General features: G+C 68.0%; 22 protein-coding genes. 11 read left to right on the top strand and 11 right to left on the bottom strand.

The features are described from left to right. Window positions 1–3: 3 nt before the first annotated feature. From ACYX4P_RS00345 to otsB, 3 genes are read right to left on the bottom strand one after another with little or no spacing between them, the layout of a single operon-like run. Window positions 4–1,416: an alpha,alpha-trehalose-phosphate synthase (UDP-forming) gene (locus ACYX4P_RS00345; RefSeq protein ID WP_292047425.1), complete on the bottom strand. Its 1,413-nt coding sequence runs from the start codon at window positions 1,414–1,416 to the stop codon at window positions 4–6. A gap of 43 nt (window positions 1,417–1,459) precedes the next feature. After that, the gene (locus ACYX4P_RS00350; protein ID WP_248120802.1) at window positions 1,460–3,244 is read right to left on the bottom strand and encodes a glycoside hydrolase family 15 protein; all 1,785 of its coding nucleotides are present in this window, start codon (window positions 3,242–3,244) and stop codon (window positions 1,460–1,462) included. A 4-nt stretch (window positions 3,245–3,248) separates the two neighbouring features. After that, the gene (gene otsB / locus ACYX4P_RS00355) at window positions 3,249–4,007 is read right to left on the bottom strand and encodes a trehalose-phosphatase (protein WP_248120810.1); all 759 of its coding nucleotides are present in this window, start codon (window positions 4,005–4,007) and stop codon (window positions 3,249–3,251) included. Window positions 4,008–4,181: 174 nt separating this feature from the next. Between otsB and ACYX4P_RS00360 the strand changes: the two genes are divergently transcribed. The 9 genes from ACYX4P_RS00360 to truA all read left to right on the top strand — a co-directional run bounded on the left by ACYX4P_RS00360 (window position 4,182) and on the right by truA (window position 11,251). Next, on the top strand, window positions 4,182–5,174 hold the full coding sequence (locus tag ACYX4P_RS00360) for a KpsF/GutQ family sugar-phosphate isomerase (RefSeq protein ID WP_248120812.1): 993 nt from the start codon (window positions 4,182–4,184) through the stop codon (window positions 5,172–5,174). Between the two features lie 2 nt (window positions 5,175–5,176). Continuing rightward, window positions 5,177–6,463: a glycosyltransferase family 4 protein gene (locus tag ACYX4P_RS00365; RefSeq protein WP_248120814.1), complete on the top strand. Its 1,287-nt coding sequence runs from the start codon at window positions 5,177–5,179 to the stop codon at window positions 6,461–6,463. A gap of 30 nt (window positions 6,464–6,493) precedes the next feature. Continuing rightward, window positions 6,494–7,663: a polysaccharide biosynthesis/export family protein gene (locus ACYX4P_RS00370; RefSeq protein ID WP_248120817.1), complete on the top strand. Its 1,170-nt coding sequence runs from the start codon at window positions 6,494–6,496 to the stop codon at window positions 7,661–7,663. A gap of 22 nt (window positions 7,664–7,685) precedes the next feature. Next, window positions 7,686–8,243 carry a hypothetical protein gene (locus tag ACYX4P_RS00375; RefSeq protein ID WP_248120820.1) on the top strand — a complete coding sequence of 186 codons (558 nt, stop codon included), beginning with the start codon at window positions 7,686–7,688 and terminating at the stop codon, window positions 8,241–8,243. Window positions 8,244–8,279: 36 nt separating this feature from the next. Beyond that, window positions 8,280–8,681 (top strand): acyl-CoA thioesterase, encoded by a 402-nt coding sequence (locus ACYX4P_RS00380; RefSeq protein WP_248120822.1) that lies wholly within the window; start codon window positions 8,280–8,282, stop codon window positions 8,679–8,681. Window positions 8,682–8,748: 67 nt separating this feature from the next. Next, a complete protein-coding gene (gene def, locus ACYX4P_RS00385; protein ID WP_248120824.1) occupies window positions 8,749–9,324 on the top strand; it encodes a peptide deformylase in 576 nt (191 codons plus the stop codon). Beyond that, window positions 9,324–9,566 (top strand): hypothetical protein, encoded by a 243-nt coding sequence (locus ACYX4P_RS00390; protein WP_248120826.1) that lies wholly within the window; start codon window positions 9,324–9,326, stop codon window positions 9,564–9,566. The genes def and ACYX4P_RS00390 overlap by 1 nt, the downstream gene beginning before the upstream one ends. Window positions 9,567–9,584: 18 nt before the next feature. Next, the gene (gene fmt, locus ACYX4P_RS00395) at window positions 9,585–10,508 is read left to right on the top strand and encodes a methionyl-tRNA formyltransferase (RefSeq protein WP_248120828.1); all 924 of its coding nucleotides are present in this window, start codon (window positions 9,585–9,587) and stop codon (window positions 10,506–10,508) included. Next, window positions 10,508–11,251, top strand: a complete 744-nt coding sequence (gene truA / locus ACYX4P_RS00400; RefSeq protein WP_248120830.1) for a tRNA pseudouridine(38-40) synthase TruA — start codon at window positions 10,508–10,510, stop codon at window positions 11,249–11,251. Before fmt ends, truA begins: the two co-directional genes overlap by 1 nt. Window positions 11,252–11,271: 20 nt before the next feature. On the opposite strand, the gene ACYX4P_RS00405 is transcribed toward truA, so the two are convergent. From ACYX4P_RS00405 to ACYX4P_RS00420, 4 genes are all read right to left on the bottom strand, one after another. After that, window positions 11,272–12,315: an aspartate-semialdehyde dehydrogenase gene (locus ACYX4P_RS00405; protein ID WP_248120832.1), complete on the bottom strand. Its 1,044-nt coding sequence runs from the start codon at window positions 12,313–12,315 to the stop codon at window positions 11,272–11,274. Window positions 12,316–12,652: 337 nt separating this feature from the next. Beyond that, window positions 12,653–13,870, bottom strand: coding sequence for a beta-ketoacyl-ACP synthase I (gene fabB / locus ACYX4P_RS00410; protein WP_248120834.1), 1,218 nt, complete (start codon window positions 13,868–13,870; stop codon window positions 12,653–12,655). A 63-nt stretch (window positions 13,871–13,933) separates the two neighbouring features. After that, the gene (gene fabA, locus ACYX4P_RS00415) at window positions 13,934–14,470 is read right to left on the bottom strand and encodes a 3-hydroxyacyl-[acyl-carrier-protein] dehydratase FabA (RefSeq protein ID WP_248120836.1); all 537 of its coding nucleotides are present in this window, start codon (window positions 14,468–14,470) and stop codon (window positions 13,934–13,936) included. Between the two features lie 70 nt (window positions 14,471–14,540). Continuing rightward, window positions 14,541–15,113, bottom strand: coding sequence for an SH3 domain-containing protein (locus tag ACYX4P_RS00420; protein ID WP_248120838.1), 573 nt, complete (start codon window positions 15,111–15,113; stop codon window positions 14,541–14,543). A 67-nt stretch (window positions 15,114–15,180) separates the two neighbouring features. Here ACYX4P_RS00420 and ACYX4P_RS00425 point away from each other — a divergent pair, with 67 nt between their 5' ends. Further along, window positions 15,181–16,167 (top strand): 2-hydroxyacid dehydrogenase, encoded by a 987-nt coding sequence (locus ACYX4P_RS00425; protein ID WP_248120840.1) that lies wholly within the window; start codon window positions 15,181–15,183, stop codon window positions 16,165–16,167. A 60-nt stretch (window positions 16,168–16,227) separates the two neighbouring features. Here the strand turns inward: ACYX4P_RS00425 and ACYX4P_RS00430 are convergent, their stop codons facing one another. Next, the gene (locus ACYX4P_RS00430) at window positions 16,228–17,430 is read right to left on the bottom strand and encodes a DUF6880 family protein (protein WP_248120842.1); all 1,203 of its coding nucleotides are present in this window, start codon (window positions 17,428–17,430) and stop codon (window positions 16,228–16,230) included. 121 nt (window positions 17,431–17,551) lie between these two features. Between ACYX4P_RS00430 and ACYX4P_RS00435 the strand changes: the two genes are divergently transcribed. Further along, window positions 17,552–17,818 carry a hypothetical protein gene (locus tag ACYX4P_RS00435; RefSeq protein WP_248120844.1) on the top strand — a complete coding sequence of 89 codons (267 nt, stop codon included), beginning with the start codon at window positions 17,552–17,554 and terminating at the stop codon, window positions 17,816–17,818. A 4-nt stretch (window positions 17,819–17,822) separates the two neighbouring features. Here the strand turns inward: ACYX4P_RS00435 and ACYX4P_RS00440 are convergent, their stop codons facing one another. From ACYX4P_RS00440 to ACYX4P_RS00450, 3 genes are all read right to left on the bottom strand, one after another. Continuing rightward, window positions 17,823–18,557, bottom strand: coding sequence for a HesA/MoeB/ThiF family protein (locus ACYX4P_RS00440; protein ID WP_248120846.1), 735 nt, complete (start codon window positions 18,555–18,557; stop codon window positions 17,823–17,825). A 44-nt stretch (window positions 18,558–18,601) separates the two neighbouring features. Further along, window positions 18,602–19,012: a BLUF domain-containing protein gene (locus ACYX4P_RS00445; RefSeq protein ID WP_248120849.1), complete on the bottom strand. Its 411-nt coding sequence runs from the start codon at window positions 19,010–19,012 to the stop codon at window positions 18,602–18,604. A 79-nt stretch (window positions 19,013–19,091) separates the two neighbouring features. Continuing rightward, a complete protein-coding gene (locus ACYX4P_RS00450) occupies window positions 19,092–19,490 on the bottom strand; it encodes a BLUF domain-containing protein (protein WP_248120850.1) in 399 nt (132 codons plus the stop codon). Between the last annotated feature and the right edge of the window lie 73 nt (window positions 19,491–19,563).

The following is a 19,563-nucleotide window of genomic DNA, read 5'->3' on the forward strand; positions in this document are numbered from 1 at the left end:
TCGTCACGCCGCCCCGGCCCACCGGGTCGATTGGGACGTCGCCTCGTCCGAGCGCAGCGCCCGCACGAAGTCGTCGCGCCAGATGCCGACATCGGTGGCGCACACCACCTCCATCAACGCCTGCCATTTGCGGATCCGCTCGGCCTTGGGCATGGTCAGGGCCTTCTGGATCGCGTCCGACAACTCCTCGCGGCTGTAGGGATTGACCAGCAGGGCCTCGCCCATCTGCTCGGCCGCGCCGGCGAAACGCGACAGGATCAGCACGCCGGGATCGTCCGGGTTCTGGGCCGCCACATATTCCTTGGCCACTAGGTTCATGCCGTCACGCAACGGCGTGACCAGCCCGACCCGCGCCGCCCGGTAGATGCCGGCCAGCTGATCCCTGCGATACGTGCGGTTCAGATAGCGGATCGGCTGCCAATCCATGTCGGCGAAGGCGCCGTTGATCCGCCCCGCCAGGGCGTCCAGACGCGAGCGGATGTCCTGATAGCTGTCCACGTCGTCGCGCGAGATGGGCGTGACCTGCAGCAGAAAGACCTCTCCCCGCATCGAGGCGTTGTCGTGCAGAAACTGTTCATAGCCCAGCAGCCGTTCTTCCAGCCCCTTGGAATAGTCCAGCCGGTCCACCCCGACGATCATGGACCGGAACGCCGCCGAGGCCGCCATCCGGTCGTAGGTGCGCGCCCCCAGGGTCGAGTTGCGCGCCGCTAGGAAGCCGTCCACGTCTATGCCGATGGGGAAGACGCCGGTCTGGACCCGCCGCCCGAAACACTCCAGCCCGCCGTGGCCGAACAACTCGCCTTGCGCCTCAGACACCACATAGTCGGTGAAAAGGTCGCTCCATTCTCGGGTGTGGAAGCCGATCAGGTCGAAGTCGAACATCGATTCCACCAGCCGCCGATGGTGCGGCAGGGTCACCAGCAGCTGGCGCGCCGGCCAGGGCGTATGCAGGAAGAAGCCGATCCGGTTGCGGATGCCCAGGCGGCGCAGGTCCCGCGCCATCGGGATCATATGATAGTCGTGGACCCAGATGACGTCGTCTGGCTGGATCAGCGGCGCCAGCACCTCGGCGAAGCGGCGGTTCACACGCTCATAACCCTCGCCATACGACCGCTCGTACTGCGCCAGGTCGATGCGGTGGTGGAACAGCGGCCACAGGGTCTTGTTGGCGTAGCCGTTGTAATATTCGTCGACGTCCTGTGCCTCCAGATCGACCAGACCCACGGTCACGCCGGCGCGATCCTCGATCTTGACCTCGCCGGTCCAGTGGTCGACCGTCTCGCCGGACCAGCCGAACCACAGGCCGTCGTATTTTCGCAGGGCCGCGGACAGGGCCATGGCCAGGCCGCCGGCGGAACCGGCGGCAGGGTCCGTCGGGGCGGACACCCGATTGGATACGACGATAAGTCGGCTCATGATTCCACTTCGTTCGGCGGCCCCAGCCCCGGGGCCAGACAGTTCAACGCACGTCGGTCCAGGATCGGCTCAACAACACGGCACAATTGATGATGCCGACCAGCGAATAGGTTTGGGGGTAGTTGCCCCACAGTTCGCCGTCCTCGATGGAGATGTCCTCGCTGAGCAGGCCTGCGGCGGTGCGGCGGTTCAGCATCTCCTGGAAGATCGCGCGCGCCTCCTCGATCCGGCCGTTCTGGTGCAGGGCCTCGATGAACCAGAAGGTGCAGAAGTTGAAGGCCGTCTCCGGCTCGCCGAAGTCGTCAGGTTCGACGTAGCGGAACAGGTGGCTGCCCTTCTTCAGGTCGCGTTCGATGGCGTCGAAGGTGGCGACCTGGCGCGGATCGTGCGCCTCCAAGAAGCCCAGGTCGGTCATCTGCAACAGGGAGGCGTCCAGTTGTCGCCCGCCATAGCTGGCGGCGAACCGGCCCTCGTCGGGCAGATAGGCCTCGGCCTCGATCCGCTCGCGGATAAGACGCGCCCGTTCCCGCCACACCTCGGCCCGGTCCGGCAGGTTCAGATGGTCCGCCGCCTTGGCCAGACGGTCGCACGCGGCCCAGCACATGACCGAGGAATAGGTGTGGACCCGCGCAATGGTGCGGAACTCCCACAGGCCGGCGTCGGTCTGGTCGTGCATGGCGAACGCCCGCTCGCCGACCTTCTCCAGCGCATGGAAATCCTCAATCGTGCCAGGGCGCAGCAGACGCTGGTCGTAGAAGGCCTGAACCAGCGGAAGGACGATCTGTCCGTACACGTCATGCTGCAGATGCTCGTGGGCCTGATTGCCGATCCGCACCGGCTTCATGCCGCGATAGCCCTCTACCGTCTCGACGATGCTCTCGCCGATGCCCGGCTCCAGACCCACGCCATAAACGGGCTGCACGTGGCCGCCGGCGGAATCGTCGACCAGATTCCTTAGATAGACGAGATAGTTCTCCAGGATGTCCACCGCGCCCAGGCGGTTCAGCGCTCGCACCGTGTAATAGGCGTCGCGGATCCAGCAGTAGCGATAGTCCCAGTTGCGTCCGCTCTCCTTGAACTCGGGCACCGAGGTCGTCATGGCCGCCACGATGGCTCCCGTCTCCTCGTAGGCGCAGAGTTTCAGCGTGATCGCCGCTCGGATCACCGCCTCCTGATAATCCAGCGGCAGATAGAGTTTGCGCACCCAGTCCTGCCAATAGGCGACCGTGCGATCCAGCGCCGCCTGGACCCCGTGGCCCACGTCCTGATCATAGCCCTCGTCCGGCCCCAGGAAGAAGGCGTGCGCGCGTTCCAGCCGGAACACCCGCTCCTCCAGAATATGCGACACCGGGCAATCGGTGGTCAGGCGGAACGTCACCTCGGCGCATTGATAGCGGATGTGGTTGGATCCGGACGTATGCGGGGCCGGCCGCGCGCCCCAGTCGGTCGAAGGCCTCAGGCGCACGCGAATGCGCGGCGTCCCAGACAGCGGCCGCACAATGCGCGCGAACGCCAAGGGCCGATAGGTGCGCGAATGTTTCGGATGGCGGGGCGCGAAGTCGATGATCTCGCACGACGCCCCGTCCTCAGCCGTCATCACCGTGCGCAGAACCGGCGTGTTGCGGACATAGGCCTGTTTGATCGACGTCATGCCGTCCATCTCGACCGACCAGAAACCGTGATCGGGGCTCGATCCATCCATCAGGGCCGAGAAGACGGGATCGCCGTCAACGCGCGGCGCGCAGGCCCAGACGAACCGGCCCTGACGGTCGATCAGGGCGCTAACCGCGCAGTTGCCGATGGGAAAGAGGTCCAGATTGGGCGTCATCGGTTCAGGCCTTTGCAACGGCTTCGAGCCAGGTCAGGACATCGTCCACGTCGTTCAGGCGGTATCGCGCCGCCGTTTCTCGTTCGGAGCCGACCAGGACGCCGTAACCGCCCAAAGCGGCGGCGGCCTGAAACCCGTATTCGTCGGTCAGGTCGTCGCCCAGCATGACGGGTACGCCGTTCTTGAACGGCGTCTCCTGCATGAAGGCGGCGACGGCGGTGCCCTTGTCGGCGCCGGGCGTCTTCAGCTCCAGCACCATATGGCCGGGTTGGCAGCTCAGACCGGTCTGGTCCGCCAAATCCTGCGCCAGCGCCTGGGCGGCCCCAGCCGCGTCGGGGGCCATGCGGTAATGCAGACCGGCCGACACGCCCTTGTCTTCAACGATCACGCCGGGGCGGTCGGCGGCGAATATCTTGAAGGCCGCCAGGGCGCGGGCCACGCCCGCGTGGGCGGCAAGGCGCTGGATCGACCCGTCCTTCAAACGTCGCTCAAGACCATGGACGCCGGAGCCGGACATCAGGGCGTTGTCGGAAATCCGGTCGATCTCGGCGATGGTGCGGCCGCTGACGATGGCGACCCGTCCGGCCAGACGCGCCTCGACCGCCTTCAGCGCCGCCGTGCGGCGCGCAACCGGCCCCACGGCGTCGGGGGTCGGGGCCATCGGCGCCAGCACTCCGTCCATGTCCAGAAACAGTGAAATCCCGTCGGCGACGACAGGCGGGCGCGCAAGCAACAGTTCGGCGGCTCCGGCGTGAGACGGCATGGATCGTAAGGCTCTTGTTCAACTTCCCCAGCGACGACAACGCGCAAGCGCGGCAAAGGTTGACCCGAAACCGACAAAGTCGTCTGAAAAGGAAACGCCGCACCATCCCGCGCAACCGTCGCGCGGCGCGCGTCTCGACAATAAGGAGAGCCCGGTTGCGGGCCGCTGGGATCAATGACCGAGATCACGTCTTCCACCCCGCAGGACATCGCCGCCATGACCGACCGCGCCCGAGAGGTCGTGCGGTTGAACATAGAGGCGCTGGAGGCGTTGGAACGCTCCATCGACGTCTCCCTGGCGCGCGCCGTGGATGTGATCATGAGCCGACCGGGGTATGTCGTGGTGACGGGCATGGGCAAGTCAGGCCACATCGGGGGCAAGATCGCCGCCACCCTGGCCTCCACCGGCACCAACGCCTTCTTCGTTCACCCGGCGGAAATGAGCCACGGCGACCTGGGGATGCTGCGCCCGGACGTGACGCTTCTGGCCATCTCCAACTCGGGCGAGAGCCGCGAACTGCGCGATCCCCTGATCTATTGCCAGCGCAACAACATTCCGGTCATCGCCATCACCCAGCGGCCGGCCAGCTTTCTGGGCCGCAACGCCGCCGTCTGCCTGACGATGCCCAGCGTCGCCGAGGCCTGCCCCAACGGTCTTGCGCCCACAACCTCGACCTTGATGACCCTGGCGCTGGGCGACGCCCTGGCCATGGTCTTGATGGATCGTCGCCAGTTCACGGCGATGGACTTCGGCCTGCACCACCCCGGCGGCGCCCTGGGCATGAGCCTGCAGAGCGTGCGCGAATGGATGGGCGACAACGCCGCCGTGCCAGCCAGCGTACCGCTGAACGCCGATTTCGGAGAGGTCGTCTCGGCCATCACCGAGGGTCGCAAGGGCGCCGTGGCGGTGCTGGACGAGACGGGCGCCCTGGCCGGGATCGTCACCGACGGCGACCTGCGTCGCGCCTTCCAGCGTGACACCACCAATCTGAAGGCGTCCGACATCATGGGCGCCAATCCGATCACCGTCGAGCCGGACGCCCGGATGAGCGACGTCGTCGATCTGCTGACGGCCAACAAGATCGCCAACCTGTTCGTGGTCGAGGACGGCCGGCCCACGGCCATCGTCCATATCGCCGAACTGATGCAGGCTGGTTACGTCGCCTGACCATGCGTATCCTTTATGACGCCAGCCGGCTGATGAGCCGGGCCGACCGCTCCGCGCCGACCGGCGTGGACCGGGTCTGTCTGGCCTATGCGGAATGGCTGTTGACGACGCCGGGCGTAATCGTCCTGCCTGTGCGCGGGCGAAAGAACCGGCTGGTGCCGGTCGATCCCGCCTGGTTCGGCCGTTTCATCGCCGACCTTCGCAGCCGCTGGAACGGCGCGGCCTCCACCGCCGGCGACCGCGCCCACGAAGCGCGGCTGCTACAGGCGCTGACGGCGTCGGCGCGTCCCGCCGCCTCGGTGATCGGCGCCCCGCCCGCGCCGGTTCAGGACAAGCCGGCCGACAAGGCGCGGGTGTTCAAGCAGTTCTTCCGGTCGAAGCACGCCACGCCCCTGCCTGACGCGGATCTCTATCTGAATGTCGGCCACACCACCCTGCACGAGCCGACAGCACTGAGGGATCTGGAGGCGGCCGGCATCGAACGGGTCGTGTTGATCCACGACCTGATCCCCATCACCCATCCCGAGTTCTGCCGACCGGGCGATGGCGACAAACATCACGCCCGCGTCGCCAACACCCTGCGCCACGCCAGCCGGATCATCGTCAACTCGGCCTATACGGGCGACGAACTGCGCGCCTTCGCCCAGAGCGAAGGTCTGCCACAGCCCCCGATCCACGTCGCCCACCTGGGTCTGGAGCCCGCCTTCGCCGCCGGCGAAGCGGTCGCCGCGCCGCGCCCCTATTTCGTTCATGTCGGCACTATCGAGGCGCGCAAGAACCTAGCCCTTCTGCTGACCCTGTGGCGGCGGCTGGAGGAACGGCTGGGCGCGCGCACGCCTTCGCTGGTTCTGGTCGGCCGCTACGGCTGGGAGAACGAGGCCGTTCTGGATCACCTGCAACGCTCGCCCAATCTGCAGGGCGTGGTCCACCAGGCGTCCAACCTGTCGGACGCGGCGCTGGCCCGTCTGATGCGCGGCGCGCGGGCGGTCCTGGCGCCTTCCTCCGTGGAGGGGTTCGACCTGCCGGCGGTCGAGGCCTGCGCCATGGGGTTGCGGTTGATCGCCTCGGACATTCCGCCCCACCGCGAGCTGACGCCCGGCGCCGAACTGATCGACCCGCTGGACGGCCTGGGCTGGCTGGACGCCATCGAAAGAGCGACCTTGGCGACATCCGCAGTTCCATCGAACGCCTACGCCGCGCCCGACTGGGCCGGACATTTCCGCATCGTGGCGGAAGCCATCGGTCTTGATCGTGCTTCGCCTCTGGCGAGCGCGACCAAAGGCTTGTAATCAATCCGCGAACAAGGGCTATCCAGCTTCATGACGCGCACCATTCTGCCGCTTGCCATCGTCGCCATCCTGGGCGGCTGCTCCACCCTGCCGCGCGACGGGCCGTCCGGCGCCTCGGTCGACGCCGGGGCCACCACCGCCTCAGCTTTGGGCAGCTACGCCCTTGTGCCGCTGACCTATGAAGTCACAGAGCGGATGAAGCAGGTGCCGCCGCAGTTCTTCGGCACACTGGCGGCCGGTTCCAGCGACCAGCCCGCCGATGTGATCGGCGAAGGCGACACCCTGGCCATCTCGATCTTCGATCCGTCCGGTTCGCTGTTCGGCGGAACCCTAGGGGCCGGCTCGTCGTCCGGCCGCAACGCCGCGACCATGTCCGGCGGCAATCAGGCCCTGCCGGGCGCCACGGTGGATCGCACGGGCTCGGTGACCATTCCCTTCGGCGGCCAGGTTCGGGTCCAGGGCCTGACCTCGACCCAGGCGGCGGCCGCCATCCGCCGCGCCCTGGTCGGCAAGGTCGCCAATCCCCAGGTGCTGGTCTCCATCGCCGGCAATGCGTCGAACACTGTCAATGTGCTGGGCGACGTGCGCCAGCCGGGTCGCGCGCCGCTGGGCGTCAACAGCGACCGGATTCTGGACGTCATCGCGGCGGCCGGCGGCTCGGCCCGCACCACCGACGACCTGACCATCTCGATCCAGCGCGGCGGCCAGACCTATACCGCCCCCCTGTCGGCGGTGACGACCGAGTTCGGCGAGAACGTCCGCCTGCAGCGCGGCGACGTGATCAATGTCCAGTACAAGCCCCGCCGCTTCTCCACCTTCGGCGCCCTGAACGCTGTGGCCCAGGTGGACATGCCGGCCGGCCCCATGACCCTGACCGGCGCCATGTCCAAGGTAGGCGGCCTGAATACGGCGACGGCGAACGCCCGCCGCGTTCTGATTTTCCGCTTCGAGCGCCCCGAGGTGGCCCAGGCCCTGGGCATCACTCAACCCGCCACCCCGCGCGGCGTGCCCGTGGTCTATGAGCTGAACTTCAACGACGCCGCCAACGTCTTCGCCGCCACCAACATGCAGGTCATGCCCGAGGACGTGATCTATGTGCCGCTGGCCGGCGCAGCGGAGGCGCGCAAGTTCTTCGAGTTCGTGCAGAGCGTGACGCGCGTCGTCTATGACGTGTCGGTGACCAGCACGCTGAACCGCTGACGTCATGGTCGGCGGCCGGTCGTTGATCCCGGGCCTGTTTCGACGCCGGCCCGTCGTCGCCTCCGCCGCCGATGCGGTCGATCCGTTCGACCGGCCCGACGACGCGACGCCGGCCGAACCCGACCCGCTCAGCCTGGCGCTGGACGAGATCGAGGCCGGCGCCCTGGCCCTCTATGCGGCGGCGGGTTTGCCGACCCAGGCCGGCCATTACCGGCGCGGCCCCGACGGCGACGACTGGACCTTCGTCGCCGCGACCTTGACGCCGCAGGAACGGTTCGCCCTGGCGCTGGCGCATCCGCCGGAACAGGGCTGGCGCTTCGCCCAGCTGCAGGATCTGGGCGCCCGTTCCGAGCGCGAGGATCTGCGCGCCGCGTCTCGACTGCTGGGCGACATCGCCCGCCTCAGGGCCTCACGCCGCGAAGTTCTGACGCAGGACCACCTGCTGACGGCGATGGAGCTGGGCGCCGCCTGGCGGGCCCTGCGCGATTCCAAAGCCTTCGACGCTTCACGCCTGACCTTGTCCGCGCCCGAAGCCGCGCCGCCCGCCGTCGCACACGACAAGCGACGCAAGCCGCGATAAGGACGCCGCCTCCCCCAAGATCAGGTTCCGTCATCCATGTCCGACACCCCCGAACAGCCGCCAGAATACCAGCCGGTCGGCCGCATCATCGCCATGCCGGCCGACACCAATCCCGAGGGTGACATCTTCGGCGGCTGGCTGCTGGCGCAGATGGACGTGGCGGGAGCGACCCCGGCGTTCGAACTGGCCTGCGGTCGGTGCGCCACCGTGGCCTTGGACGGCATGGTCTTTCATCAGCCCGTCTCGGTCGGCGACGAGGTCAGCATCTACGCCCACGTCATCGGCTCGGGCCGCACCTCGATCCGCGTCCAGGTTGAGGCGTGGAAGCGCGCCCGGGGCCAGCCCCAGGCCGCCTCGGTGCGCGTGACCCAGGGCGTCTTCACCTATGTCGCCATCGACGAAAACCGCAAACCCCGTCCCCTGCCCGGCAAGGCCTGAGGCGCCAAGTCCGACCGCGACGCTCGGAAATCTTGACCTGACGCCGGGGCGGGCCTACCTCCCCGGCATGGCCATCCGTCGCATCCTCACCATCGACAACGCCGCCGATCTGGCGATCCTGAAACAGGTTTCAAAGCCCGTCGCGGCGGTGGACGACGCCGTCCGCGCCCTGATGGACGACATGCTGGAGACCATGTACGACGCGCCCGGCATCGGCCTGGCCGCCGTGCAGGTCGGCGCACTGGACCGGGTCATCGTCATGGACCTGGGCGACAAGGACGGCGTGGTCTGCGAGACCGAGGAAGAGGCCGCCGAAAACGCCGAAGCGCGCAAGAACCCGCGTTTCTTCGCCAATCCCGAAATCCTGTGGACCTCGGACGACCTCTACACCTACGAGGAAGGCTGCCTGTCGATCCCGGAGTATTTCGACAAGGTGGAACGCCCCGCCCGCGTCCGCATTCGCTATCTGAACCGTGACGGTCAGTCGGTGGAGGAGGAGGCCGAGGGTCTCTACGCCGTCTGCATCCAGCACGAAATGGACCATTTGAACGGCGTGCTCTTCATCGACCACCTGTCTCGGCTGAAGCGGGAACGCGCCGTGACCAAGGTCAAGAAGGCCGCCAAGGACAGGATCGCCGCCTGATGAAACGCCAAGCCCGCCCGCCGCTCCGCAGGGGTCAGTCGCTGGTCATCGACACCGAGGGCCGCCGCCGTCTGACCCGCAGCCAGAAGGTCGGCGTCGCCGGCGTGGCCACCCTGGCGGGCGTCGCCCTGATCGGCGTGGTCGCGGGCCTGCTGCTGGATCGTCTGCTCGACTTCGACGACGCGCTGGACGCGGGCGGCGAGTGGGACGAGGGCGGCGGCGTCTTCACCCGCTGGCAGTAAACCTCTAAAGGCGTGCCCATGCGCCTTGCCTTCATGGGAACTCCCGACTTCGCCGTGCCGTCTCTGGCCGAGTTGATCGCCTCGGGTCACGAGATCGTCGCCGTCTATTCACAGCCGCCGCGCCCCAAGGGGCGGGGCCAGAAGCTGACGCCGTCGCCGGTTCACGCCTTCGCCGAGACCATGGGCCTGCCGGTCTTCACGCCCGAGAGCATGAAGACTCCCGAAGCCATCGCCGACTTCCAGAGCCTGGATCTGGATGCCGCCTGCGTGGTCGCCTATGGCCAGATCCTGAAGCCCGCCGTGCTTGAGGCGCCGCGTCTGGGCTGTCTGAACCTGCACGGGTCGCTGCTGCCGCGCTGGCGGGGCGCCGCGCCGATCCAGCGCGCCATCATGGCCGGCGACGCCCAGACCGGCGTCCAGATCATGCAGATGGGCGAGGGGTTGGACGAAGGCCCCATCCTGCTCAGCGAACTGATGGACATTCGGCCTGACGACACGGCCGCCAGCCTGTCCGAACGCATGGCCCACGTCGGCGCCGCCCTGTGGCCCCGCGCCCTGGCCGCCATCGAACGCGGCGGCGTCACCCCGACCGAACAGGTCGGCGAAGCGACCTACGCCAAAAAGATCACCCCCGCCGAGGCCCGCATCGACTGGACCCGCCCGGCGGCGGAGGTGGACGCCCACATTCGCGGCCTGTCGCCCTTCCCCGGCGCCTGGTTCGACGCCCCCTCCGAGGCTGGCTTCGTGCGGGTCAAGACCCTGCTGTCGGCCTTGGCGGAGGGTTCAGGCGCGCCGGGCGCGGTGCTGGACGACGCCCTGACCGTCGCCTGCGGCGCCGGCGCCGTGCGCCTGATCCGCGTTCAGCGCGAGGGCAAGGCGGCGCAGAGCGCAGACGAGATGCTGCGCGGCTTTCCCCTGCCCGCCGGGACCGTGCTCGGCTGATGCCGCGCTACAAGCTGACCCTCGAATACGACGGCACGGCCTATAACGGGTTTCAGGCTCAGGACGGCCAGCCGACGGTGCAGGGGGCGCTGGAAGACGCCATCGCGGCCTTTTCGGGAGAGCGCATCCGCATCGCGGCGGCGGGGCGCACCGACACCGGCGTCCACGCCACGGCCCAGGTCATCCATGCCGATCTGGCGCGCGACTGGCCGGTCGCCACGGTGTTGAACGCCATGAACGCCCATCTGGTGCGTCAGGACGTCTGCGTCCTGTCGGCGGAATACGCGCCTGACGCCGACTGGCATGCGCGCTTCTCGGCTACGGGGCGCGGCTATCTGTACCGCATCCTGAACCGTCGCCCCCAGCCGGTGCTGGAGCGCGACAGGGTGTGGCACGTCAAGAAGACGCTGGATGCAGAAGCCATGCATCACGCGGCCCAGGTTCTGGTGGGCCATCACGACTTCACCACCTTCCGCGACGTGGGCTGTCAGTCCAAATCCCCGGTCAGGACGCTGGACGTGGCCCGCGTCAGCCGCTTCGGCGAAGAGGTGCATCTGGTGTTTCAAGCCCGCAGCTTCCTGCATCGTCAGGTCCGGTCGATGGCCGGGACCCTGGTGGAGGTGGGGCTCGGCCGCTGGAGCGTCCATGACGTCAAGGCGGCGTTGGAGGCGAAGGACCGCGCCCGTTGCGGCCCCGTCGCCCCCTCGGCGGGGCTGTATCTCAGCGGCGTGCGCTACGACTGAACCCCGTTTGTTCGCGGGTGTCAGCCGTTCTGCTGGACCAGAACTTCTGCGATCTGAACGGCGTTCAGGGCGGCGCCCTTCCTCAGATTGTCGTTGGAGACGAACAGGGCCAGGCCGTGCTCGACCGTCGGATCAGGGCGGACGCGGCCGACGAAGACCGGGTCCTTGCCGGTGGCGTCCAGCGGGTTCGGAACCGCGGTCACCACAACGCCCGGCGCATTGCCCAGCAGGTCCAGCGCCGCCTTAACCGAGATCGGACGGTCGAACTCGGCGTTGATCGACAGGGAGTGGCCCGAATAGACCGGCACGCGGACGCAGGTGCCGGACACCGGCAGGCCGGGGATTTCCAGAATCCTGCGGCTCTCGTCGCGCAGCTTCAGCTCCTCGTCGGTATAGCCGTCTTCCGACAGGGTGTAGTTCAGGGCCACCACATTGTTGGCGATCGGCACGACCCACTTTTCAGGCGCGCCGAAATCGACCGAGCCGCCGTCGCGGGCCAGGGCCGCGCCCTGATCGACGCTGGCGCGCGACTGGGTCTCCAGAACGCGGATGCCCTCGACGCCGCCGCCCGACACGGCCTGATAGGTCGAGACCGTCAGACGCTTCAGACCCGCCGCCTCATGCAGGGGCTTCAGCACCGGCATGGCGGCCATAGTTGTGCAGTTGGGGTTGGCTATGATGCCCTTGGGCCGGTCGGCCAGGGCGTGGGGGTTCACCTCGGCGACGACCAGCGGCACCTGCGGGTCGCTGCGATAGGCGGACGAGTTGTCGATGACCACGGCGCCGGCGGCCGCGACCTTAGGGGCCAGGGCGCGCGAGGTCTCGCCGCCGGCCGAGAAGAAGACGATGTCGAGCCCTGCGTAATCCGCAGTCGCCGCATCCTCGACCACCACGTCGACATCGCCGAAGCGGATGGTCTTGCCCGCCGATCGGGCCGAGGCGAACAGGCGAAGCGACGCCAGCGGGAAGTTCCGCTCGGCCAGCAGGCCGCGCATCATCTCGCCAACAAGGCCGGTGGCGCCGACGATGCCGACGTGGGGCGGATTGGACGGGGAAAAGGTCATTTAAGCGTCTCCTGGGAAGGTGGGAGGCGCGGGGTTCAGCCGGATCGACCGCCCCGCGCGTCAGCGGGGCTTGGGATCGGGGTTGTCGCCTAGACCTTGCGCACACCCGAAACCGCCCCGCCGAAGCCGGTGGTTTTCGAGGTAATCGCTTTGGTCATGAGCATGGACACGGCGACGCTCTGTAAGGGCGAGAAACGGTCGTGTAAACGGGCGCTGACGAAAAAATAGACGCGAGACGCGGCCGCCCAAGCTTGTCCCGCGCAATAAAGCCGCCGTCACGCCCCCTACCGTCATCCTCGGGTCAAGCCCGAGGATGATAGGGCCTGAGCGTAGCGCCTCAGACCTTCGACAGGATAAGCGTCCCGTTGGTGCCGCCAAAGCCGAAGCTGTTGGACATGATGTGGGTCAGTTCGCCGTCATGACGCTGGCGCAGGATGGGCATGCCGTCGAACGCCGGATCGAGGGTTTCGATATGGGCGCTCTCGGCGGCGAAACCGTTCTGCATCATCAACAGGCAGTAGATGGCTTCCTGCGCGCCTGCGGCGCCGAGCGAGTGGCCCGTCAGCGACTTGGTCGAGGAGATCATCGGCATCTGGTCGCCAAAGACGGCGCGCACGGCCTCCATCTCCTTGGCGTCGCCCACCGGGGTCGAGGTGCCATGCGGGTTCAGATAGTCGATCCGGGGATTGCCTGCCTGTTCCAGCGCGATCTTCATGCAGCGCTGGGCGCCCTCGCCGGAGGGGGCGACCATGTCATAGCCGTCCGCGTTGGCGCCATAGCCGGTGACCTCGGCATAGATGGTCGCGCCGCGCGCCTTGGCCCGCTCGTATTCCTCCAGCACCACGATGCCCGCACCGCCCGCGATGACGAAGCCGTCGCGATTGGCGTCATAGGCGCGCGAGGCCACCGACGGATTGTCGTTGAAGTCGGACGACATGGCGCCCATGGCGTCGAACATGTTCGACATGGACCAGTCGATGTCCTCGCAGCCGCCGGCGAAGATCACGTCCTGCTTGCCCCACTGGATCTGTTCGACCCCGGCGCCGATGCAGTGGGCCGACGTCGCGCAGGCCGAGCTGATCGAATAGTTGATGCCCCGCATCTGGAACCAGGTCGACAGGACCGCCGACGGACCCGACGCCATGGCCTTGGGCACCGCGAACGGGCCGATGCGCTTGGGCGCGCCCTTTTCGACCGTCGTGGCCGCCGCCTGCAGGATGACCTGGGTCGAGGGGCCGCCCTCGCCGACGATCAGGCCGATGCGGTCGTCGCGGATTTCCTCGGCCGTCATGCCCGACGACTTCAGCGCCTCTTCGAAGGCGATGTGCGCCCAGGCGGTGCCGTTGGCCAGGAAGCGGGCGGCGCGGCGGTCGACCAGTTCTTCCCACGGGCCGATCCGGGGCGGCGCCCAGACCTGGCTGCGGAAGCCGTATTTGGCGTGATCGGGGGCATGAACGACGCCCGAACGGGCCTCGCGCAGCGATTGGGTGACCTCTTCGGCGCCGTGGCCGATGGAGGAGACGATGCCCAGGCCGGTGACGACGACACGACGCATGGTGTTTCCTTCTTATGCTTCTCGACCCGGAGGTCTTCCGCCCTGTTGACGGTATATAGGCGCTCAGGCCGCTGTCGGCTCGTCTTTGGCGGCGCCGAACAGGCCCACCCGCATGTCGTTGCAGGTGTAGATGACCTGGCCGTCGGCCTCCAGCACGCCGTCGGCGATGCCCATGACCAGCTTGCGGTTGATGACGCGCTTCAGGTGGATCTTGTAAACCACCTTCTTGATGTCCGGGGTGACTTGGCCGGTGAACTTGACCTCGCCGACGCCCAGCGCACGGCCGCGCCCCGGTCCGCCGATCCAGCCCAGGTAGAAGCCGACCAACTGCCACATGGCGTCCAGCCCCAGGCAGCCGGGCATGACCGGGTCGCCGATGAAGTGGCACTGGAAGAACCAGAGCTCGGGATTGATGTCGAGTTCGGCCTCGACATAGCCCTTTCCGTGGTCGCCGCCGTCCGCATTGATCGTGACGATGCGATCGAACATCAGCATCGGCGGGGCCGGCAGCTGGGCGTTGCCGGGACCGAACAGCTCGCCGCGGCCCGAGGCCAGCAGGGCCTCGTGATCGAAGGACGAAGGATATTGGGACTGGGTCAAGGCGCTTCCGTTTCTTAAAGGCGTTGCGCGCGGGTTACACGACCACGCCGCTTCGCTCAACAGCGGCGCGTCAGCTCCGGCCCGTGCCAGCAGGCCGGTTGGCGTTGCACAGCGCCCGTTCCTGGGTTCCGAACACGGCGCGTTGCGGCGCCCAGCCCTGCATCCGGCGCGCCCGGACCTTGCACCAGCCGTCCTCGCATTCGTCCAGGGCGATCAAGGCGCGCGGCGACAGGCGCGCACGCACCGAGGCCGTCTCGGATCGGCCCGAACGGATCGGGATTTCCTCGGCCGTCGTGTTGAAGACATAGCGCCGGCCCGACGACACCGTGCGGTGGATCCAGGCCACGGCCCCGTCAGGATCGCAGATCTTGCGCCATTCGCTGGTCTCAGCGATCACCTGCACCGGCAGGCCCGCGGCGCGATATTCCCATAGGATAGGGTAATCCAGCCCTGGCCCCTGGCGCGCCCGCACGTGCGAGGACTTCAGCGAGATCCAGCGCGGCACCTCCAGCCCCGTGGGCGTGGGGCGGCCGTCGGGCATGGTGGCGCCCGCCCCGGCCATCACGGCAAGACCCGTCAGGGCGAGGACCACGACCATGCGGCGTCGCAGGCTTTGGAAGATGGTGGCGGCTTTGCTAGACACTGGATGGAACGACCCGTCGCGCGGGCTTTCGTCCCGAAGAACCGCCGCCCGCAAACCAAGGCCGAGAATGTCCGCCCGCAAGCTTAAGGTCGTATTAACCAGACGCCTGCCCGACGCGGTGGAAACGCGGATGCGCGAGCTTTTCGACGCCGAGCTGAACCTGAAGGACCAGCCGATGGACCGCGCCGCCCTGCAGGCGGCCGTCCAGCGCGCCGAGGTTCTGGTGCCGACCATCACCGACGTCATTGACGCCGACCTGATCGACGGGGCGGGCGACCAGCTGAAGATGATCGCCAACTTCGGCGCGGGCGTGGACCATATCGACATCGACGCCGCCGTAGCGCGCGGGATCGTCGTCACCAACACCCCCGGCGTCCTGACCGAGGACACCGCCGACCTGGCCATGAGCCTGATCCTGGCCGTCAGCCGCCGCATCGTCGAGGGCGCCCAGGTCATCGCCGACAACCGATTCGAGGGCTGGACCCCCACCTGGATGTGCGGCCGCAAACTGTGGGGCAAGCGGCTGGGTATCGTCGGCATGGGCCGGATCGGCCAGGCCTTGGCCCGGCGCGCCAAGGCGTTTGGCCTTCAGGTCCATTATCACAACAGAAAGCCCGTCTCGGCCCTGATCGAGGAGGAGCTGGGCGCGACCTACTGGGACGATCTGGACCAGATGCTGGCCCGCATGGACATCGTGTCGCTGAACTGCCCGGCGACGAAGGACACCCACCATCTGCTGTCGGCCGAACGGCTAGCCCGGCTCCAGCCCCACGCCATCCTGGTCAACACCGCGCGCGGCGAGCTGATCGACGAGGCGGCCCTGGCCCAGGCGGTGGCGATGCGGGCGATCTCGGGCGTCGGTCTGGATGTGTTCGAGAACGAGCCGGACATCCACCCCGGTCTGCTGGGCCAGCCGAACGTGGTGCTTCTGCCCCACTTGGGCTCGGCCACACTCGAGGCGCGCCAAGACATGGGCGACCGCGTCATCGCCAATGTCATGACCTATCAGAACGGCCATCGCCCGCCCGACCGCGTCATCCCGGCGATGCTCTAGGCCGGCGATGCTCTAGGCCGGCGATGCTCTAGGCCGGCGATGCTCTAGGCCGGCGATGCTTCAGGCCGAGGCCAGCAGCCGTTCGGCCGCGTCGGGGTATTTCTGCGCCAGCCGCGCCGCCCAGTCGGCCTTCAGCGGCAGAGGCGAACGGACCTCCCTGATCCGGCGTTCGACCAAGGCGGCCGCCTCGCGGTGGGCGGGCCAGTCCATCAGGAAGCCCAGCGCCGTCTCCAAGTCCGCATGGGCCGCCGCATGCGCCAAGGCCCGATCCAGCGCCTCCACATCGTCGAAATCGGGCAGGCGCGCCAGATAGGCCCGCAGCACGGGCGCCGACAGATCGCGCTCAAACAGCGCCCAGCGCAGATCCTGCGCCTCGTCCTTGCGCCCCTCCGCCTCCATCAGGTCGATCGAGGCCGCCTCCCAGGCGGGCGTCAGGCGCGGCGTCCCCTGCGGCGAGCGGCCGAAGGTCCAGCGCCGATTGGCCGGCGACGGCGACAGGGCGGCCTCCAGCGCCTGGCGCGCCTCGGCCACGCGACCCGCGATCAGCAGCCGCCGCGCCATCGCGGCGGCGAAATCGGGCGAGCCGCGCTCCTCGGGCGTGACCAGCGACAGCCACAGGTCCAGGTCGTCGGCCCGGTCCGCCAACCGCCGCACCACCGTCCGCATCCCGCGCACGCCCGACTCGACGTCCAGCCCCTCCAGCAGGCGCCGCGCCAAGGCGGGCGTCAGCGCCTCGCCCGCCGCGCCGATCCAGCGGGCGTAGTCCAGCGGATGGGCCTGAACGGCGTCGGCCAGGATTTCGGCGATGGCGGGATCGGCCTGGACCGCCGCATCGGCCGCCTGCCACAGGGCGGGTGCCCCCGTTTCGAACAGGTCCGCAACCTCGGCGCGCGGATCCTTGACCCGCTGCGTCAGGCCGCGAAACAGGTCGAACCAAGCCATGCGCCGCACCACTCCCTCCGCGGGCGCCAGTCGGCTCAAGGTCTCCACGCCCTCGCTCAGCACCGACAGGTCGCGGATAAGGTCCGGCCGCTTTCGCCACGACACCCGCGCCCGGCTGGCCGCCACGGCCGTCAGCCGTTTGTCCAACTCCAGCGCCAGGGCGTCGGCCCCCGCCTCCGCCGCCAGGATCAGCCGCAGGCGACGCTTCAGGATCGGGTCCGCATCGGCCGCCTGCATCAACAGATCGCCCAGCCGATCCGCCCCCAGCCCGGTCAGATTGGCGGCGTTCAGGCGTTTCGGCGCGGGGGGTCGTCGGGCCATCCGGCCTCCTTTTTCACAAGTCTGTCGAGCGCCCCTTATACGGCTGTCGAAAACCACGGGCAGGAGCGGAACCGCCGCAGACGAACTTCGTTTCCGGCGTCCTGATTGAGGAAGTGTCGCGTTGGATTCCTACTATTGCATCGTCAATCTGCCCGGCGTGCCGGTCAGGGACATCTGCGTTCTGGACGCCTCGAACGACCAGATCGCCAATCAGGCGCTGGAGGCCGTGGCGCGCAACTGGATCGGGTTCGAAACCCTGTACCTCTACTGCGGCGAACGTCTGGTGACGGTGTTGAGCAACCCGGCCCTGGGCTTCGCTGCGCCCCTTCCCGATCGGGATCTGGCCGACCTGGATCTGGCCGACATCCGCTTCGCCACCGCCGCCTGAGCGGTCAGCCGCACACTGGACAGGCCGGGTCGGCGGCGACCCGAACAGTTCGCGCCACACCCTTCAGACCGTCATACAGCAGCAACCGCCCGGTCAGCGCCTCGCCCGCGCCGGTCAGAACCTTGATCGCCTCCAGCGCGGCCATGGACCCGATCACGCCCGCCAACGCCCCGATCACGCCCACGCGGGCGCAGGTCTCGGCGTCCGGCGGGATTTCGGGAACCAGACAGCGATAGCAGGGCCGCCCCACGAACACCCCGACCTGTCCGCTCCAGCGGCCCAGGGCGCCAGACACCAGCGGCCGCCCGGTCGCGACGCAGGCCGCATTCACCCACAGCCGGGTCTGGAAATCGTCAGTCCCGTCCAGCACCAGGTCATAGGCGCCGATGCGCTCGGCGGCGTTGGCCTGGGTCAGGCGTTCGGCGTGGGTCTCTATCACGACATGGGGGTTCAGCCCCGTCAGCCGATCCGAGGCCGCCTGAACCTTGGCCTGCCCGACCTCGGCGGTCGAAAAGGCGATCTGGCGCTGAAGATTGGACAGGCCCACGACATCGTCGTCGATCAGCCCCAGCGCGCCGACGCCCGCCGCCGCCAGATAAAGGGCCGCCGGCGCGCCGACGCCGCCCACGCCGACGACCAGCACACGCGCGCGTTTCAGCGCCTGTTGCCCCGGCCCGCCCACCTCGGACAGGACCAGGTGGCGCGCATAGCGTTCGACTTCGTCTTCGGAAAAGATCACGCCCCCATCTAGCGATACCGATGGCGGATCGCGAGGGGCGCCGGTCAGACCGCCTTCGGCTGGGTCGGCGAAAGGGCGGTCAGCATCCTATGCAGGGCGTCTTCCATCTCGTCCTCGTCCGTGTCCGCGCTCAGAAAGCGCGCCACGTCCGGCGTCGCCTCGACGCGCGCCATGGCCCAATCAGGGAACATACGCGCCTCCACGCGCCGGTCGGACAGGACGGCCAGATTGGTGTGACGCCCATCGGATCGCACGCGCGTCAGCGTGCGATCAAGATCGACCCGCGCGCCCTCCAGCACCTGCAGGAAACGCCCTTCATGCCGCATCAGAACGCCCGTCAGCTGGTCCCGGCGATTGTTGCGGTCGGACACGCCTATAATGTCCACCAGCGGCATCAGGCCCGATGCGGCCGGTCCGGCGGCCTCGCTGACATAGACGATACGAAACAAGGCCATAACCGAACTCATACGCAACTGTGGGCCGAAACCCCGCCACGACTGCTAGGGCATGAGCGTTAACAGAATGCAGCACCGATCAGGCGGCCTGACGTCGGACCTCCCCGCACAACAGGCGTTCCAGCTCGATGGGTTCGAGGGCGTTCAGCGCCCGGCCAGCCAGCGCCAGCTCGACCTGATGGGGCGTCAGGGCGCACATCCGAATCGGCTCGGTGGCCCGACGGTGGATGACCGGGCGGTCGCCCAGAAGGTGCAGATCGCCCTGACCGTCCGCCTGCATACGGCGCAGCGCGCGGTCCACGTCGACGCGCGCGCCTTCGATCATCTGCACCAGCCATCCGGCGTGGATGAGCATCACGCCGCTGATCTCATCGCGTCGATTGTCCATCATGGCTTCGCCGAGACGTTCAGCCGCAGCACGACCGTCAGGCGCGATCCCGCCGACCAATTCTCTCGCGATGACGAGGCGATAGAGCAACGCGCGTTCCAATTAATGCAAGGCTTGGGGAAGGACGTTGCCCTTATATCGACGACTTCGGTCGAAATATGAC

It is taken from the genome of Brevundimonas sp. ABV4_179 (assembly GCF_056311945.1).